Annotated in this window: 8 protein-coding genes, 3 rRNA genes and 1 pseudogene; 9 read left to right on the top strand and 3 right to left on the bottom strand. The window is 59.8% G+C overall.

What is annotated here, in order from left to right:
- Positions 1-47: 47 nt before the first annotated feature.
- On the top strand, positions 48-1,448 hold the full coding sequence (locus GUY30_RS02855; RefSeq protein WP_167193938.1) for a TIGR01777 family oxidoreductase: 1,401 nt from the start codon (positions 48-50) through the stop codon (positions 1,446-1,448).
- An 85-nt stretch (positions 1,449-1,533) separates the two neighbouring features.
- Here GUY30_RS02855 and GUY30_RS02860 read toward each other — a convergent pair whose 3' ends face one another.
- A complete protein-coding gene (locus GUY30_RS02860) occupies positions 1,534-2,763 on the bottom strand; it encodes a cobalamin-independent methionine synthase II family protein (protein ID WP_167200653.1) in 1,230 nt (409 codons plus the stop codon).
- Positions 2,764-3,137: 374 nt separating this feature from the next.
- On the opposite strand from GUY30_RS02860, the gene GUY30_RS02865 reads away from it, so the two are divergent.
- Positions 3,138-3,833: a hypothetical protein gene (locus tag GUY30_RS02865; RefSeq protein WP_167193940.1), complete on the top strand. Its 696-nt coding sequence runs from the start codon at positions 3,138-3,140 to the stop codon at positions 3,831-3,833.
- Positions 3,834-4,069: 236 nt separating this feature from the next.
- The gene (locus GUY30_RS02870; protein WP_167193942.1) at positions 4,070-4,615 is read left to right on the top strand and encodes a hypothetical protein; all 546 of its coding nucleotides are present in this window, start codon (positions 4,070-4,072) and stop codon (positions 4,613-4,615) included.
- A gap of 226 nt (positions 4,616-4,841) precedes the next feature.
- Here GUY30_RS02870 and purL read toward each other — a convergent pair whose 3' ends face one another.
- Positions 4,842-7,226 (bottom strand): phosphoribosylformylglycinamidine synthase subunit PurL, encoded by a 2,385-nt coding sequence (gene purL, locus GUY30_RS02875; protein ID WP_167193943.1) that lies wholly within the window; start codon positions 7,224-7,226, stop codon positions 4,842-4,844.
- Positions 7,227-7,434: 208 nt separating this feature from the next.
- Here purL and trhO point away from each other — a divergent pair, with 208 nt between their 5' ends.
- On the top strand, positions 7,435-8,346 hold the full coding sequence (gene trhO / locus GUY30_RS02880; protein ID WP_167193945.1) for an oxygen-dependent tRNA uridine(34) hydroxylase TrhO: 912 nt from the start codon (positions 7,435-7,437) through the stop codon (positions 8,344-8,346).
- A gap of 59 nt (positions 8,347-8,405) precedes the next feature.
- Here the strand turns inward: trhO and GUY30_RS02885 are convergent.
- A pseudogene (locus tag GUY30_RS02885) lies at positions 8,406-9,423 on the bottom strand (epimerase).
- Positions 9,424-9,959: 536 nt separating this feature from the next.
- Here GUY30_RS02885 and GUY30_RS02890 point away from each other — a divergent pair.
- The 5 genes from GUY30_RS02890 to GUY30_RS02910 all read left to right on the top strand — a co-directional run bounded on the left by GUY30_RS02890 (position 9,960) and on the right by GUY30_RS02910 (position 17,094).
- Positions 9,960-11,482, top strand: a 16S ribosomal RNA gene (locus GUY30_RS02890).
- A 411-nt stretch (positions 11,483-11,893) separates the two neighbouring features.
- A 23S ribosomal RNA gene (locus tag GUY30_RS02895) occupies positions 11,894-15,016 on the top strand.
- 180 nt (positions 15,017-15,196) lie between these two features.
- A 5S ribosomal RNA gene (gene rrf, locus GUY30_RS02900) occupies positions 15,197-15,315 on the top strand.
- Together the 16S, 23S and 5S rRNA genes form the textbook arrangement of a ribosomal RNA operon.
- Before the next feature lie 247 nt (positions 15,316-15,562).
- Positions 15,563-15,856, top strand: a complete 294-nt coding sequence (locus GUY30_RS02905) for a helix-turn-helix domain-containing protein (RefSeq protein WP_167193947.1) — start codon at positions 15,563-15,565, stop codon at positions 15,854-15,856.
- Positions 15,853-17,094, top strand: a complete 1,242-nt coding sequence (locus tag GUY30_RS02910; protein ID WP_167193949.1) for a type II toxin-antitoxin system HipA family toxin — start codon at positions 15,853-15,855, stop codon at positions 17,092-17,094. The genes GUY30_RS02905 and GUY30_RS02910 overlap by 4 nt, the downstream gene beginning before the upstream one ends.
- Positions 17,095-17,521 lie beyond the last annotated feature (427 nt).

The following is a 17,521-nucleotide window of genomic DNA, read 5'->3' on the forward strand; positions in this document are numbered from 1 at the left end:
TCACATTCTCAGAAACCGGTGGCATCATTCGAGGTAGGAGGGATGCCATGACCATCTTTGAGTCGACATCTGAAGTTCCGCTCGGCGCGGAGACCACATTCGATTGGCATGCTCGGCCGGGAGCGCTGACTCGCCTCTCGCCTCACTGGGCGCAGGAGATCGTCGAAGAGAGCTATCCTCCGATCGCCCCGGGGGCGGTGGCGCAGGTGAAGACGAGCGTGCCGGGCACCTACGGTCTCGTGCGACGACCGTTCAGCTCCGTGCACTCGGAGGGTCCGTCGCGTTTCTCCTTCGTCGATGAGCTGAAGAAGGGTCCGCTGAGCCAGTGGAAGCACACGCACGAGTTCACCTCGGTCGCCGGCGGGACGAAGATCGACGACCATATCGAATTCTCCATGGCTCCGCAGGGCTTCGACGTCATCGACCGGGGGCTCACTCACTACCTTGAGGCCACCTTCGACGCCCGCCGCAAGCGGATGCTCATGGACATCGACTTCCTCGAATCCACGAACGCGCCCCTGCTGACGCGGAAGAAGGGCAAGCACATCCTCATCGCCGGCGGCAGCGGAATGATCGGGCGCCAGGTGGCCGCCCTGTTCTCCACCGCCGGTCATTTCGTGCGGCTCCTCGTCCGCGAAACTCCGAAATTTGAGTACGAGGTGCACTGGAATCCGGATCTGGGAATCCTCAACCCACGGGATCTCGCATGGGCGGATGCGGTGGTCCACCTCGGCGGACGGCCCATCGCCACTCGGTTCACCAAGCACGCGAAGGATGAGATCTGGTCGTCGCGCATCGACTCGACGAGGCTGCTCGTCGAAACGATGCGCGGTCTGCCCGAGGCGAAACGTCCGTCCGTCTTCGTCTGCGCCTCCGCGGTCGGCTATTACGGGGCGAAAGCAGACGAACCCGTCGACGAATCCGGACCGGCCGGTGAGGGATTCCTCGCCGAGGTATGCCAGAAATGGGAGGAGACTGCGGCCGGTGTCGAGGATGCCGGGATCAGACGAGTGTCGATTCGAACCGGAGTCGTCCTGAGCACCTTGGGTGGTCTGCTCAAACTGCAGGCGCCGCTGTTCCTCGCCGGCGCCGGCGGTCGCTTGGGCAGCGGGGAGCAGGCCTTGGCGTGGATCTCCCTGGACGATGTTGCACGGTCGTATGTGCACGCCGTCCTCTATGACTACGTGCGTGGGCCGGTCAATGCCGTTGCCCCGGAGCTCGTCACGCAGGCGGAATTCGCCGAGGCTCTCGCCGGTCACCTGCGCAGGCCCGCGTGGATCCCGACGCCCGGTTTCATCACGGAGATCATGCTCGGACGTGACGGGGCGAAGGAGCTCGCGTTGGCGGATCAGAGAGTGGTGCCGGAGAAGCTGCAGGAAACCGGATACCAGTTCGCCCACCCGACTTTGAGCGACTGCTTCGATGAGGAGCTCGGCGGCGGGGCGTGATACAGAAGTCCCCTCCGTTCGGCGTTAGAGCCGAGCGGAGGGGACAGGTGCTTCTGCTGTTGCTATCTGTTTCTGCAGTGCTGGGTCAGAAGCGCTTCGAAGCGATCTCCGCGCCTTCGGTCAGGGACTGCAGCTTCGCGACGGCGATGTCCGGGTGGACTCGTCCGCCCAGACCGCAGTCGGTGGAGGCGACGACGTTCTCAGGTCCGACGAGCTTGGCGAATCGGCCGATGCGTTCGGCGACGAGTTCGGGATGCTCGACGACGTTCGTCGAGTGGGAGACGATTCCGGGGATGATGTACTTGCCCTCGGGCAGCTTCTTCTCTTCCCAGATCTGCCATTCGTGTTCGTGGCGGACGTTCGCGGCTTCGAAGGTGATGCCGGCGGCATTGATCGAGAGCACCTGGTCGACGATCTCGATGAACGGGAGGTCGGTGACGTGCGGTCCGTGCCAGGAGCCCCAACAGGTGTGCACGCGCACTTGAGCCGGGTCGATTCCGCGCAGCGCATGGTTGAGCGCATCGACGCGGACCTGGATGAACGAGCGGTAGTCATCGAAAGACGGTTCCGGGTTGATCTGGTCGAAGTTCTCCGCGAGGGAAGGATCGTCGATCTGGACGGTCAGCCCCGCCTCGGTGATGGCGAGGTATTCCTCACGCAGCACATCGGCCCATGCCCAGATGAACTCCTCTTCGGTGGCGTAGTGCTCGTTGGCGATGCGGGAGGCCGAACCGGGCGACAGTGCGTTGATGTAGCCGGCGCGCTCGTCGTAGCCCGCGGCAGCCAGACCGGCCTTGAGGTTCGCGATATCGCGGTTGACCTGGTCGTGGCCGATGTAGCTGATCGGGCCTGTGGCCTTCGGGAACTGGGGCTGGGTTCCGGTGTCGGTTCCGGCCTTCGGATCCGTGTAGACGTTCGGGAAGAGGTTGCGATCGCGGCGGTCGGGCATGCTCGTGAGCACGATATTGCCCGGGGTCGAACGGTTCGCCGGGATCTCCCAGAGGTCGATATCGTGGAGCTCGAGCCCGCCGGTGCGGGCGAATGAATAGTGCCACCAGGCGCCGTAGTCGAAGTCGGCGGCCATGGCGTGACCGTATTCGCCGTCATTGGGCAGCGAGATGCCGAGGTTCTTCTGGCGCTTGACGAGGTCGGTGACACTGGCGGCCAGCAGCTCGTCGAACTCCTGCTCCTGTTCCTGCGACACGGACTCGCCGGCGAGACGGGCGGTGTTCTGTGTCTGCTTGACCTTGTTGGCCTCGATGAGTTCGGGGGTGCGGGGTAAGGATCCCGCGTGGGATGTGCGAATCGTCGCCATGGCTGACTCCTCTTCCTTGTTCGTCGTGTCGTTCGTCTGCGCTTCTGAGTCGGCGGCCGCGGAAAGGCCGAAGCCGCATCGTTCTTCTTCAGGCAATCACATTCGCCGTCGTGCATGTGCGATCGGTGTCATGTTAGGTCACGTCGCGGACGGGTCAGGCTGCTATGTCAGACGCCGTTACGCGGGTGTCAGCTTTGCAACGTAATCGAACGCTGCTGTCCGCCGAGAGTTCATAGAGTGAAGACATGAGTTCAACGTGGCCCCAGAGATCCGACCTAAACCGGTCGCTGTCGCACTTGCATGGTGCCGGACGCGTCGGCGCTTCGGAGGCTTCAGCGGCAGCTGCTGCCCACACAGAATGGTCTACCCGGATTATGCTCTGGGGCTCCCGCTGCCTGATGAGCCTCGCGGTTGCACTCTATATCCTGCCCCCGCTGTTCTCTGCGGCAGTGGCGGCAATCATGCCATTGCCCGTGATCCTGAATGATGCGGCCATGACCGGATTGCGATCTATGGTCATTGTCGTTGGAGCCATGGCACTTGTGCTGGTGGTCAACACCTCGTGGTCTCGAAGAATTCTCGCTGTTGTCCTCTTCGCCATCGTCTGGTGCTTTCCGTTGGTCATCGTTCCGATTCTGTCGCCGCCTTTCGACCCAGCAGGGTCGCAGCAAACGGTATCAATCCTGCCGGACTTCATCCGCGTGCCCGCAGGTCTGACTCTGTTCTTCGGCGTCACTTATCTTGCGTGGAACATCGTTCGCAATCGGCGGTGGTGGATTCTGTTGCTCTCGTTCGTCTGGTCCGCCATCGTCGCTGTGGTCCAGCAGCTGATCTTCTTTGCGATGACGTCGATCGGCGCGCCTCCTCTGCTGATGACGACTGCGGTCGTGGCGGTGTCTCTGACGCTTGTCCTGGGCGGATTCGGCGTCTTCCACCTGTTGGGACGCATCAGAGGGGCTACTGTTCCAGCTTTCGACCTCCGAACGGAAGTTGCAGGCACTTGCGGGCAAGCACACAGCCGGCCGGCAGTTGCCTACCACGGATCTCATCTGGGAATTCCCGGTGCGTGAGTAGATGCAGATTCGGCTTCTTCCGCGGTCGCAGCCAGTGCCGGGAAACCATCAGCACGCCGATGCTGTTTGCTCGCGGGCTGCGAATGCAGGGTGGAACTATGGGCTATTCGCCAGGTGACAAGAGTTCAGTCAGTCAACCTCAGTCCAGCGAGGCTACTCCGGGATGGCTGGCACGATCACTGTTCTGGGCGGCGCTGGTGATCGGGGCGCTGCCGTCACTGGTGTTAGCCCCGATGCCGCCGTTGTGGGATTCGAGCACAGACATCATATTCTTCGTCGTCGGATCGATCCTCTGCACCTGTCTGCGGCTTATCCTCGGTGCCGTCGCCATCCTGCTGGTGAAGAACACAAACTGGGCGCTGAGGCTCCTCGGTGCCGGAATCTACCTCTTCGGGTGTACAGCCCTGATGACCACACCTTTGACGTGGATCTTTCTCGCCTCGCTCGGGACCGAAGGCAACGGGGCTCTGCCCGCAATGACCACGATCCAAGGGGCGCTCAGCTCAATCTTCTTGGTGGGGGTATTCTGCGGGTGGAACATCGCTCGCAATCGGCGCTGGTGGCTGCTCGCCATCGCAGTCGTCCTCGGTGCGACAATCGCGCTGTTCGATATGTTCGTCGCCAGACCGCTGGCCGAGAGCGTCACGACCGACGTCATGGCTGCTGTGCTCGTCCAAATGGTCTGGCTTGTACTCACCTTCGCGTGTCTCGGGGTCTTCCACCTGCTTGGCCGCGTGAATGGTGCGACGGTTCCGAAGCCAACTCAGCCTGCCTGCTGATCCGGGCGTTGCAGCTGGTCGAGATAGGTATCAAGAACTGCTTCGACGACGGACGCGGTGTAACGCTCGGGAGCGGCGACTCCGTTATTCGACTACGTCATCATGATGCTGGCCGTCCGGGACGCGGGGCGAATACGAAACGACCCCTCGCCTCGAGCAGACCAATTGACGCTGGTCGTATCGAGGCCGAGGGGTCGTCTCGGCGTCAGTCTTTCGCGGTCGTCACTCAGACCGCGGTTTCGGTCACTGCCGCAACACTTCCGCCGAACTGGTTGGGCAGGGTGCCCTCGTGGGTCTCCCGCAGCTCGTTGAGGCCGATCGAGAAGTGATCGACGATGTCGAGGCTCGGCTCGGAGTCGCCGGCATCGGTCATGCCGATGCGCACGAACGGGAACCGGCGGGCCGTGCACATGTCCTTGAAGCGGACCTCTTCCGACCGCGGCACGGCCACGATGGCGCGGGCCGTCGATTCGGAGAACAGCGCGGTGAACACGTCGACGCCGTCACGTTCGCACACTTCGTCGAGCCAGATCCGCGCTCCCGTGCCGTAGCGCAGGCAGGACTCGACGAGCGCCTGCGACAGACCGCCTTCGGACAGGTCATGCGCGGCATCGATCATGCCGTCGCGCGAGCAGTTGATGAGGATCTCGCCGAGTTCCCTCTCCGCTGCCGGCTTGTACTGCGGAGGAACCCCGCCGAGGTGGTCGGCCGTGACGTCGGCCCACGCCGATCCGTCGAGCTCAGCCTCGGTGGTGCCGAGCAGGTAGATGGTCTGGCCCGGTTCCTTCCACCCGCTCGGGGTGGCGCGGGTGACATCGTCGAAGACGCCGAGCACACCGACGACCGGAGTCGGGTGGATGGCCACTCCGCCGGTCTGGTTGTACAGGGACACATTGCCGCCGGTGACGGGAATGCTCAGATCCTGGCAGGCCTCGGCCAGTCCTTCGACGGCCTGCGCGAACTGCCACATGATCGCCGGATCCTCGGGCGAACCGAAGTTCAGGCAGTCGGTGACCGCACGCGGAATGGCGCCGGAGGTCGTGACATTGCGGTAGGCCTCGGCCAGCGCGAGCTGCGCTCCGCGGGCCGGGTCGAGGAACGTGTAGCGACCGTTGGCATCGGTGGCGATGGCCACGCCCAGTCCGGATTCCTCATCGACTCGGATGACTCCGGCATCGTCGGGGAACGCCTGTGCGGTGTTGCCCTGAACGTACTTGTCGTACTGGGAGGTGATCCACGACTTCGACGCCAGGTTCGGGGAACCGGCGAGCTGCAGCATCGTCGAACGAAGTTCGTCATCGGAGGCAGGCTTTGCCAGGCCCGCGGCTTCGACGGAGTTCGCGGCCACCTCGGCGGTCCATGAGGGCTCGTTCATGGGGCGGTTGTAGACGGGGCCGTCGTGGGCGACGGAGCGCGGTGGCACGTCGACGATGACATCGCCGCGCCATTCGATGATGAGTCGGCCGGTGTCGGTGACCTCGCCGAGCACGGAGGTCTCGACCTCCCACTTGCCGACGATGGCGAGGAACTCCTCGAGCCGATCGGGGCGGACGACGGCCATCATGCGCTCCTGCGACTCCGACATGAGGATCTCCTCAGGGGTCAGCGTCTCGTCGCGCAGCAGCACGTCGTCGAGGGCGATGTGCATTCCGCCGTCGCCGTTGGAGGCCAGCTCCGAGGTGGCGCAGGAGATTCCGGCGGCGCCGAGGTCCTGGATGCCTTCGACGACACCGGCGTGGAAGAGTTCGAGGCAGCATTCGATGAGCACCTTCTCGGCGAAGGGGTCGCCGACCTGCACGGCAGGACGCTTCGACGGCTTCGTATCGTCGAAGGATTCCGAGGCGAGGATCGAGGCTCCGCCGATACCGTCGCCACCGGTGCGCGCACCGAAGAGGACGACCTTGTTGCCCTTGCCCGAAGCATTGGCCAGACGGATGTCCTCATGGCGCATGACACCGACGGCCAGGGCGTTGACCAGGGGGTTTCCCTGGTAGCTGGGATCGAAAACCGTCTCGCCGCCGATGTTGGGCAGGCCCAGCGAGTTGCCGTAGTTGCTGATGCCGGCGACGACACCGTGGAGGACACGGGCGGTGTCCGGGTGGTCGATGCGTCCGAAGCGCAGCTGGTCCATCACGGCAACCGGGCGCGCTCCCATGGAGATGATGTCGCGGACGATTCCGCCGACGCCCGTGGCCGCACCCTGGTGGGGTTCGACGAAGCTGGGGCTGTTGTGGCTCTCGACCTTGAACGTCACGGCCCAGCCATCACCGATGTCGACGACGCCGGCGTTCTCGCCGATGCCGACGAGCAGGTGCTTCTTCATGTCGTCGGTGACCTTGTCACCGAACTTCGAGAGGTGGACCTTCGAAGACTTGTACGAGCAGTGCTCGGACCACATGACCGAGTACATCGCCAATTCCGCCGAGGTGGGGCGGCGTCCGAGGATCGCCTTGATCTGCTCGTATTCGTCGGCCTTGAGGCCGAGATCGGCGAAGGGCTGGTCGACGTCGGGGTTCGCCGCAGCGAACTCGACCGTCTCCTTGACCTGCTTCGCATTGTCCTGCGCGGAATCGACCTGCGTGGAATCCGCAGAACTGAGGTTTGACGACATGTCCTCTAAGGGGCCCTTTCATACGACACGGCACTCTCGCCCAATCTTAGCCGTGTCCCCACCGCACGGGCGAAGTGCGTCCACGGACAGCCCGCGGACACATGGGGTGGGTCGGGGTGGAGGGACAGGGAACGGACGCGGCCACGGCCGGCCGCCTCGGCGAGGGGAACTGTGGGGAGCATCGGATGACCACAATTAGAATGGGGCCATGGCAACTCCCAAGATCGTCCTGTTCTATGTCTTCACTCCGCTGCCCGACCCCGAGGCGGTCAAGCTGTGGCAGCACACCCTGGCCGAGAGCCTGGGGCTCAAGGGACGGGTCATCGTGTCGAAGGACGGCATCAACGCCACGGTCGGCGGGGACATCTTCGATGTGAAGCAGTACGTTCGGGCGACGAAGTCCTATGCGCCGTTCAAGGGCGCGGACATCAAGTGGTCCAACGGCGAAGGCGACGACTTCCCGCGTCTGAGCGTGAAAGTGCGCGACGAACTCGTCACCTTCGGAACCCCGGACGAGATCACCGTGACAGAAGACGGAGTCCAAGGCGGCGGCCAGCACCTCAAGCCGGGAGCCCTGCATAAACTCCTCGACGAACGCGGTGAAGAGGTCGTCTTCTTCGACGGCCGCAATGCGATGGAAGCGCAGATCGGGAAGTTCCGAGATGCGATCGTCCCCGACACGGACACCACGCGTGACTTCATCGCCGAGATCGAATCCGGCAAATACGACGACCTCAAGGACAAACCCGTCGTCACCTACTGCACCGGCGGAATCCGCTGCGAGGTCCTGTCCGTGCTGATGAAGAACCGCGGATTCGAGGAGGTCTATCAGCTCGATGGCGGCATCGTCCGCTACGGCGAGACCTTCGGCAATTCCGGCTACTGGGACGGCTCCCTCTACGTCTTCGACAAACGCATGCACGTCGAATTCGGTGACAACGTCGAATCGATCGGGCACTGCGTGTCCTGCGACAAGAAGACCCCGGAGTTCGTCAACTGCGCGAACCTCGAGTGCCGCAAGCAGTACCTGCGGTGTGCCGAATGCACGGAGAAGGGTCTGCAGTCCTATTGCGTCGACTGCGTCGAGCAGGGAATCCCCGCCGAGGCGGCCGCCGGCTGAGGCGTGGGGTCGTGCCGTTCCCCGGAGGTGGGGGAGTGCCGTACTGATTCTCTGGCACTTCAGCGCAGCAGGTGTTTGGTCGCGGCCTCGATATCGGTCCATCGGAAGTCGAATCCGGCTGCCTCGAGCCGTGAAGGCAGCACCCACCGACTCTTGAGCACGAGTTCTGACTCCTGACGCAGGACGATCATCCCGGTCTCGAGCAGCCACCTGGGCGCCGGAATCCCCACGGGCATACGCACCGCTTTGCGCAGCGCCTTCATGAGCGATCGATTGTCCGAAACCTGCGGGTTCGACACATTGATCGGGCCGCTGAGCCCCTCATGGTCGTCGATGAACCGGATCGCGCGGAGCACGTCCTCGATATGAACCCAGCTGAACCGCTGACGACCGTGAGTCGGCGGGTGTCCCCGCCAGATGGTCGGTCCTGATGCTTCCGGTCCGATCCCGCGGTACCGGCGGTGTGGGAACCAACGCCCTTCATGCTGGGCGCCGCCGGCTCCGAACCTGGCCGCAGTCGCCAACATGTTCAATCAAGCTCCGTCACCGAGCACGATCGCCATCCGCAGCGCGACTCGTCTGGTCGCCGGCAGGGACCCGGCGAAGAACTCCTTCTCCCAGGCCTTGGCGATATCGACCGAGAACCCCTCGCCGATATCACCGTCGTCCTCGGTCTGCGGTCGGTCCATCGCATGACGGTAGATCGTGGCAGTGCTCGAGTTGATCCACAGACGCGGAGGCGCCGAGGCAGCCGCCACCGCAGCATTGAGAGTGCGAGTCGTATCAACGCGGGAGTCCCAGATGACCTTTCGGTTCGCATCCGTGTACCGGCACCCGACGCTGCGGCCGGCGAGATTGACGAGCAGGTCGGCGCCGTCGATGAGTTCGGCGATCAGGTCAGGGTCGATCCCAGGTGGCATCGGCGGAAGCGGGGGAGCGGCCGACCGTTCTGGTCGTGTACCCCCGAGTGCTCAGTGCTTTGAGCAGCTCTCCGCCGATGAAGCCCGATGCTCCGGCGACAACGGCGATCGGAGCCTGGGCGTTATCCAGCGATGTGTCTGCGGGTTCGATGCTCATAAACGGACGCTAACACCCAGCATCGACGGGGACTGCTGTTGAGGTTCGGAAGCCATGTGGTGGGTGTCACGTGGGGAAAGTTGGTTTTGGATTTGCGTGGTCGGGTTTGCCTGGTCTAGAGTTATATCTCGTTGCCCCGCCGGAAACGAGGTTCACGGAACACCGTTTCCACCGGGTCTGACCAGGACAAACACGGTTTGATCCAAGCGTCAGGACACCGGGTGGGTGACACATAATAGGAACTGATACCCCCAGTGAACACGCTCGTTTTTCGGGTGGTGGTGATGGGTGTGTGTTTGTGGTTTGAGAATCCAATAGCGTGTTTGTTTGAACAAGTTGTGATGCCAGAACATTTATTATTTCTGGTAAGACAATCACCTGATCGAACAGTATTTCACTCCTGGTGGGTGGTTCTTCGCCGAACCGCCAACCGTTTTGTGGGGTGAGTGTGTTTGGTCGGGATATTTTTTGATGAGCCGGTCTGTCACCCCGTGACGATCGGCTGTCTTGCTGGGATTCATTCGTAACATAATTTTTTTATGGAGAGTTTGATCCTGGCTCAGGACGAACGCTGGCTGCGTGCTTAACACATGCAAGTCGAACGCTGAAGCCCGAAGCTTGCTTCGGGTGGATGAGTGGCGAACGGGTGAGTAACACGTGAGTAACCTGCCCTGATTTCGGGATAAGCCTGGGAAACTGGGTCTAATACCGGATACGACCACCTGACGCATGTTGGGTGGTGGAAAGTTTTTCGATCGGGGATGGGCTCGCGGCCTATCAGCTTGTTGGTGGGGTAATGGCCCACCAAGGCGACGACGGGTAGCCGGCCTGAGAGGGCGACCGGCCACACTGGGACTGAGACACGGCCCAGACTCCTACGGGAGGCAGCAGTGGGGAATATTGCACAATGGGGGAAACCCTGATGCAGCGACGCAGCGTGCGGGATGACGGCCTTCGGGTTGTAAACCGCTTTCAGCAGGGAAGAAGCGAAAGTGACGGTACCTGCAGAAGAAGTACCGGCTAACTACGTGCCAGCAGCCGCGGTAATACGTAGGGTACGAGCGTTGTCCGGAATTATGGGCGTAAAGAGCTCGTAGGTGGTTGGTCACGTCTGCTGTGGAAACGCAACGCTTAACGTTGCGCGTGCAGTGGGTACGGGCTGACTAGAGTGCAGTAGGGGAGTCTGGAATTCCTGGTGTAGCGGTGAAATGCGCAGATATCAGGAGGAACACCGGTGGCGAAGGCGGGACTCTGGGCTGTAACTGACACTGAGGAGCGAAAGCATGGGGAGCGAACAGGATTAGATACCCTGGTAGTCCATGCCGTAAACGTTGGGCACTAGGTGTGGGGGACATTCCACGTTCTCCGCGCCGTAGCTAACGCATTAAGTGCCCCGCCTGGGGAGTACGGTCGCAAGGCTAAAACTCAAAGGAATTGACGGGGGCCCGCACAAGCGGCGGAGCATGCGGATTAATTCGATGCAACGCGAAGAACCTTACCAAGGCTTGACATACACTGGACCGTTCTGGAAACAGTTCTTCTCTTTGGAGCTGGTGTACAGGTGGTGCATGGTTGTCGTCAGCTCGTGTCGTGAGATGTTGGGTTAAGTCCCGCAACGAGCGCAACCCTCGTTCTATGTTGCCAGCACGTGATGGTGGGAACTCATAGGAGACTGCCGGGGTCAACTCGGAGGAAGGTGGGGATGACGTCAAATCATCATGCCCTTTATGTCTTGGGCTTCACGCATGCTACAATGGCTGGTACAGAGAGAGGCGAACCCGTGAGGGTGAGCGAATCCCTTAAAGCCAGTCTCAGTTCGGATCGTAGTCTGCAATTCGACTACGTGAAGTCGGAGTCGCTAGTAATCGCAGATCAGCAACGCTGCGGTGAATACGTTCCCGGGCCTTGTACACACCGCCCGTCAAGTCACGAAAGTCGGTAACACCCGAAGCCGGTGTCCCAACCCTTGTGGAGGGGGCCGTCTAAGGTGGGACTGGTGATTGGGACTAAGTCGTAACAAGGTAGCCGTACCGGAAGGTGCGGCTGGATCACCTCCTTTCTAAGGAGCACACATAAGAACCCCAGCGAACCAGCCGCACGTGTTGGTGTTGGGAGCTCAAGGGTGGAACATCACAACTTCTGCTCATACCTTCCAGCGTTGTCCGGTGACTGCCGTGTCGATGTTGATTGTTGTATGGGCTAGAACGAACACGTTATTGGGTCCTGGAATCACAAACCCCAACCGATTGGTTGGGTGTGGTTTCAACCAACAGGACCAACCCCGGTACCGACTGGCAGCTGTGTGTTGTCTGGTGGTGGTGGGTGTTTGGTAGTGGTTTGAGAATCGTATAGTGGACGCGAGCATCAAATAACACGAAAGTGTTGTTTATGTAATGTGATTTTTCTTGTCATCATCTAGTTAGGTGAATGAAACAATTTTTCGCGCACATGAACCAATCCTAGTGGGGTTGGGTGAGTGTGTAAGAGCGCATGGTGGATGCCTTGGCATCAGGAGCCGATGAAGGACGTGGAAATCTGCGATAAGCCTCGGGGAGCCGATAAACAGGCGTTGATCCGAGGGTGTCCGAATGGGGAAACCCCGCCACTCGTGAGGGTGGTGACCCGTGTCTGAATATATAGGGCATGTGGGGGGAACGCGGGGAAGTGAAACATCTCAGTACCCGCAGGAAGAGAAAATAACAATGATTCCGGGAGTAGTGGCGAGCGAAACTGGATGAGCCTAAACCGTGTGCGTGTCAAGCGTGCTGGTGTTGCGTACACGGTGTTGTGGGGTGTACATGGTCCGGTCCAGCATGGCCGGTCTGTGACGAGTGTTGGTGTAGTCGAACCTGGTGGGAAACAGGACCGGAGTGGGTGAGAGTCCCGTAGGCGAAACGTCAGCCAGTTGCAGTGTGTGCGTTGCCCGAGTAGCACGGAACTCGTGGAATTTCGTGTGAATCTGCCAGGACCACCTGGTAAGGCTAAATACTTCCTGATGACCGATAGCGGATTTAGTACCGTGAGGGAATGGTGAAAAGTACCCCGGGAGGGGAGTGAAAGAGTACCTGAAACCATGTGCTTACAATCCGTCAGAGCAGTATCTAGATGACTGTGATGGCGTGCCTTTTGAAGAATGAGCCTGCGAGTTAGCGGTGCGTGGCGAGGTTAACCCGTGTGGGGTAGCCGTAGCGAAAGCGAGTCCGAATAGGGCGTACCTAGTCGCGTGTCCTAGACCCGAAGCGGAGTGATCTAGCCATGGGCAGGGTGAAGCGTGTGTAAGAGCGCGTGGAGGCCCGCACCCACTTCAGTTGAAAATGGAGGGGATGACCTGTGGTTAGGGGTGAAAGGCCAATCAAACTCTGTGATAGCTGGTTCTCCCCGAAATGCATTTAGGTGCAGCGTTGCGTGGTTCTTGCTGGAGGTAGAGCTACTGGATGGCTGATGGGCCCTACCGGGTTACTGACGTCAACTAAACTCCGAATGCCAGTCAAGGTTCAGCGTGGCAGTGAGACAGTGGGGGATAAGCTTCATTGTCGAGAGGGAAACAGCCCAGACCATCAACTAAGGCCCCTAAGCGTGTGCTCAGTGGGAAAGGATGTTCAGTTGCGAAGACAACCAGGAGGTTGGCTTAGAAGCAGCCACCCTTGAAAGAGTGCGTAATAGCTCACTGGTCAAGTGATTGAGCGCCGATAATGTAGCGGGGCTAAGTACACCGCCGAAGTTGTGGCAGCACCACAAACAACCGTAATGGTGTGGTGTTGGGTAGGGGAGCGTCGAGTCGCTGGTGAAGTCATCGTGTGAACGAGTGGTGGAAGCGATTCGAGTGAGAATGCAGGCATGAGTAGCGAAAGACGGGTGAGAAACCCGTCCACCGGATGACCAAGGGTTCCAGGGCTAGGCTAATCCGCCCTGGGTAAGTCGGGACCTAAGGCGAGGCCGACAGGCGTAGTCGATGGACAACCAGTTGATATTCTGGTACCGACACACAACCGACAGTACCAAAACACACGATACTAACCCTGTGATGACCCCGTGGTGCCTGCGGGTACCTGGTTGGGTTTGAGTGGGGGACCTGAGTGTGGAGTCGGTAAGCGTGAGGTGTGACGCAGAAAGGTAGCCAGGCCGTGCGATGGTAGTCACGGTCTAAGGTTGTAGCACGTGGGGGTAGGTAAATCCGTCCCCACATTTGGTGTGAGAGCTGATGGGCGCCCCACGTTGGTGGGGTGATCTGGTGATCCTCTGCTGCCGAGAAAAGCATCGACGTGAGGGTGTGTGTTGCCCGTACCCTATAACCGACACAGGTGGTCGAGTAGAGAATACTAAGGTGATCGAGAGAATCGTGGTTAAGGAACTCGGCAAAATGCCCCCGTAACTTCGGGAGAAGGGGGACCATCCCGGTGAACCCACCATGCGTGGGGATGTGCTGGTGGTGGTCGCAGAGGCCAGAGAGAAGCGACTGTTTATTAAAAACACAGGTCCGTGCGAAGATGTAAGTCGATGTATACGGACTGACGCCTGCCCGGTGCTGGAAGGTTAAGAGGACCTGTTAACCCACTTTGTGGGTGAAGCGGAGAATTTAAGCCCCAGTAAACGGCGGTGGTAACTATAACCATCCTAAGGTAGCGAAATTCCTTGTCGGGTAAGTTCCGACCTGCACGAATGGCGTAACGACTTCTCTGCTGTCTCAACCACGAACTCGGCGAAATTGCATTACGAGTAAAGATGCTCGTTACGCGCAGCAGGACGGAAAGACCCCGAGACCTTCACTATAGTTTGGTATTGGGATTCGGTGTGGTTTGTGTAGGATAGGTGGAAGACTGGGAAGCCCTGACGCTAGTTAGGGTGGAGTCGATCGGTGAAATACCACTCTGACCATAGTGGATTCCTTAACTTCGGACCCTGATCGGGTTCAGGGACAGTGCCTGATGGGTAGTTTAACTGGGGCGGTTGCCTCCTAAAGAGTAACGGAGGCGCCCAAAGGTTCCCTCAGTCTGGTTGGCAATCAGGTGTCGAGTGTAAGTGCACAAGGGAGCTTGACTGTGAGACGGACGTGTCGAGCAGGAGCGAAAGCTGGGACTAGTGACCCGGCCATGGCTTGTGGAAGCGTGGTCGCTCAACGGATAAAAGGTACCTCGGGGATAACAGGCTGATCTTGCCCAAGAGTCCATATCGACGGCATGGTTTGGCACCTCGATGTCGGCTCGTCGCATCCTGGGGCTGGAGTCGGTCCCAAGGGTTGGGCTGTTCGCCCATTAAAGCGGTACGCGAGCTGGGTTTAGAACGTCGTGAGACAGTTCGGTCCCTATCCGCTGCGTGCGTAGGAAATTTGTGGAGGTCTGTCCTTAGTACGAGAGGACCGGGACGGACGAACCTCTGGTGTGCCAGTTGTTCCGCCAGGAGCATGGCTGGTTGGCTACGTTCGGGATGGATAACCGCTGAAAGCATCTAAGCGGGAAGCCGGCTCCGAGATGAGATTTCCAACTGACCTTGAGTCAGGGGAGGTGTCCTATAGATGATGGGGTTGATAGGCCGGGTATGGAAGCACTGTGAGGTGTGGAGTTGACTGGTACTAATACACCGATCACTCATCAACTCTTTTCATGGGGTTGGTGTGTGCGAGAAAGTGTTTTGCTCGCTGGCTAGGTTTTTAGTGATGGCTTGATTGTTCGCCCTGATGGGGTGGGCATGTTGCATGTTTGGTGTTCGCGTTCGCTGTGCGGTTCTTGGACCACTACCACCCAAACGTTGTTTGGGTGTGGTGGTTTGTTGGTTTTGCGGTGGTGATAGTGGTGGGGAAACGCCCGGTTAACCGTTCCGATCCCGGTAGCTAAGCCCATTCGCGCTGATGGTACTGCAACTTGGTGGTTGTGGGAGAGTAAGTGACTGCCGCAATATTTTTTGGGGTGATGGCCTCGTTCGATCCTTTTGGGTTGGGCGGGGCCATCACTGTATTCATAGTGGTCGTGTGGGGCTATCCGGAGGATCCGGGTTCGCTGAGACGCAGAGACCTCACTGGGCGTATTGAACCAGCTGCTGCTCGATTTTGGCCTCGGAACCTTCATTGCCTGTCAATGTAATGGCGCGTATCCTAGTCGTTAAACGGGTATATGGCTCGTATAGCAGTCGTAAAGGACGAATGATGAGCGTGACTCGCCAGGTTGATCGTCGCCTCGCCGAGATCGGAGCATCGATCCGGCGCTGGCGGCTTATGCAATCGCTCAAGGCTGTCGAAGTCGCTGAGCGGGCAGGTATCTCTCGGTCGACGTTGCAGAAGGTTGAACGCGGCGACGCCGGCGTCTCGATCGGCGCAGTTATGTCGGTGATGCAGGCGCTGGGTCAGTTGGATCATGTGTCCGCTTCGTTTGATCCTCTGAGCACCGATGTCGGCAGGCTTCGTTCGGCTTCGTCGCTTCCTGACAGAGTCCGTCGATGAGTGAGCAGGTCCGTGTTGAGATCGACCACCGTGGAACCCCGGTGTTCGTCGGCACTGCCTATTTCCACATCGCACGGGGACAGATCTCCACGACGTTCAAATACTCCGATGAGTACGCAAGTGCCAGATGGTCCTATTCCATCGATCCGGAACTCCCGTTGTCGACGGCTCCGTTCAATGTTCCTGGACTGCCGGGCGCATTCTCTGACTGTTCCCCTGACCGATGGGGGCGCAATCTCGTTACGAAGGAGCATCGTCGGGAAGTCGCTGAAGGGATCATCCGTGACCGCCACCTGACAGACGTCGACTTCCTGCTTGGCGTCAGCGACCATACCCGGCAGGGGGCTCTGCGTTTTCGTCGAGATGCGAGTGGCTCCTTCCTCAGCCCCGCCAGCCGTGTTCCGAAGCTGCTGTCCCTGCCGGAACTGCAAAGGGCCGCAGATGGGGCCGCTGAGGGGTCTGGCAAGGCCGTGAAGCGCCTCCTCGACGCAGGGACGGGGTCTCTGGGCGGAGCCCGTCCGAAAGCTTCTGTGGCAGATGATGAAGGACGACTGCTCATAGCGAAGTTCTCCCGTCCCGACGAGGAAAGAGACGTCATTGCTTGGGAGAGCGTCACCCTCGAGCTGGCCCGTAAAGCTGGTATCGATGCCGCGGAATCGCGCCTGTTGAACATCGACGAGAGGCCCGTCCTGCTTCTTGAGAGGTTCGACCGTGCTGAGGATCATCGAGTCGGGTACATGAGCGCGATGACTGCAACTGGACGTCGAGACGGAGAAGCCGGTGACTATCTGGATGTGGTCGAAGCGATCGAGGACCATAGCCGACGGTGGCGGGATGACTGTGCTGAACTCTTTCGCCGTGTGGCATTCTCAGTTGCAATGCACAATACGGACGATCATCTGCGCAATCATGGCTTCATCCGTTCGGACGCAGGATGGCAGCTGAGTCCAGCCTTCGACATCAATCCGGAACCGGTAGCCGCGGTCGAACGTCAGACTGCGATCAACGGCGTTGTTGCAGCGGAGAATGAGGCTGAGGCGCTGCGCGAATTCGCTTCCCTCTGCCATTTGGCGAAGCCGGCCGCCATCTCGGTGCTCACAGAGGTCGTGGACGCGGTCTCCGGATGGAAGTCCCTGGCCGCCCGTCGGGGGATAGGAAGTTCAGAGATCGCCGAGATGGGTTGTGTCATCGACGTTCAGTGCGCGCGCCTGCAGTCTGTCATCGATCAATGCCGTTGATGCCCGACGGATATGGCTTGTAACGGCACGAGGCGCGTCTCGGCGGCAGGGCTCTCTTAAGGATGGATTCGGGTACTACAGGCTGTGTGGTGGGTGTCACGTGGGAAAGTTGGTTTTGGATTTGCGTGGTCGGGTTTGCCTGGTCTAGAGTTATATCTCGTTGCCCCGCCGGAAACCAGGTTCACGGAACACCGTTTCCACTGGGTCTGACCAGGACAAACACGGTTTGATCCAAGAGTCAGGACACCGGGTGGGTGACACATAATAGGAACTGATACCCCCAGTGAACACGCTCGTTTTTCGGGTGGTGGTGATGGGTGTGTGTTTGTGGTTTGAGAATCCAATAGCGTGTTTGTTTGAACAAGTTGTGATGCCAGAACATTTATTATTTCTGGTAAGACAATCACCTGATCGAACAGTATTTCAC

The organism is Brevibacterium pigmentatum, assembly GCF_011617465.1.
Lineage (GTDB): Bacteria > Actinomycetota > Actinomycetes > Actinomycetales > Brevibacteriaceae > Brevibacterium > Brevibacterium pigmentatum.

Bases quoted from the DNA above. Each gene is read 5' to 3' on its own strand.
- GUY30_RS02855 (WP_167193938.1), top strand. From the start codon at position 48: ATGACCATCTTTGAGTCGACATCTGAAGTTCCGCTCGGCGCGGAGACC.
- GUY30_RS02860 (WP_167200653.1), bottom strand. From the start codon at position 2,763: ATGGCGACGATTCGCACATCCCACGCGGGATCCTTACCCCGCACCCCC.
- GUY30_RS02865 (WP_167193940.1), top strand. From the start codon at position 3,138: ATGCTCTGGGGCTCCCGCTGCCTGATGAGCCTCGCGGTTGCACTCTAT.
- GUY30_RS02870 (WP_167193942.1), top strand. From the start codon at position 4,070: ATGCCGCCGTTGTGGGATTCGAGCACAGACATCATATTCTTCGTCGTC.
- purL (WP_167193943.1), bottom strand. From the start codon at position 7,226: ATGTCGTCAAACCTCAGTTCTGCGGATTCCACGCAGGTCGATTCCGCG.
- trhO (WP_167193945.1), top strand. From the start codon at position 7,435: ATGGCAACTCCCAAGATCGTCCTGTTCTATGTCTTCACTCCGCTGCCC.
- GUY30_RS02905 (WP_167193947.1), top strand. From the start codon at position 15,563: ATGAGCGTGACTCGCCAGGTTGATCGTCGCCTCGCCGAGATCGGAGCA.
- GUY30_RS02910 (WP_167193949.1), top strand. From the start codon at position 15,853: ATGAGTGAGCAGGTCCGTGTTGAGATCGACCACCGTGGAACCCCGGTG.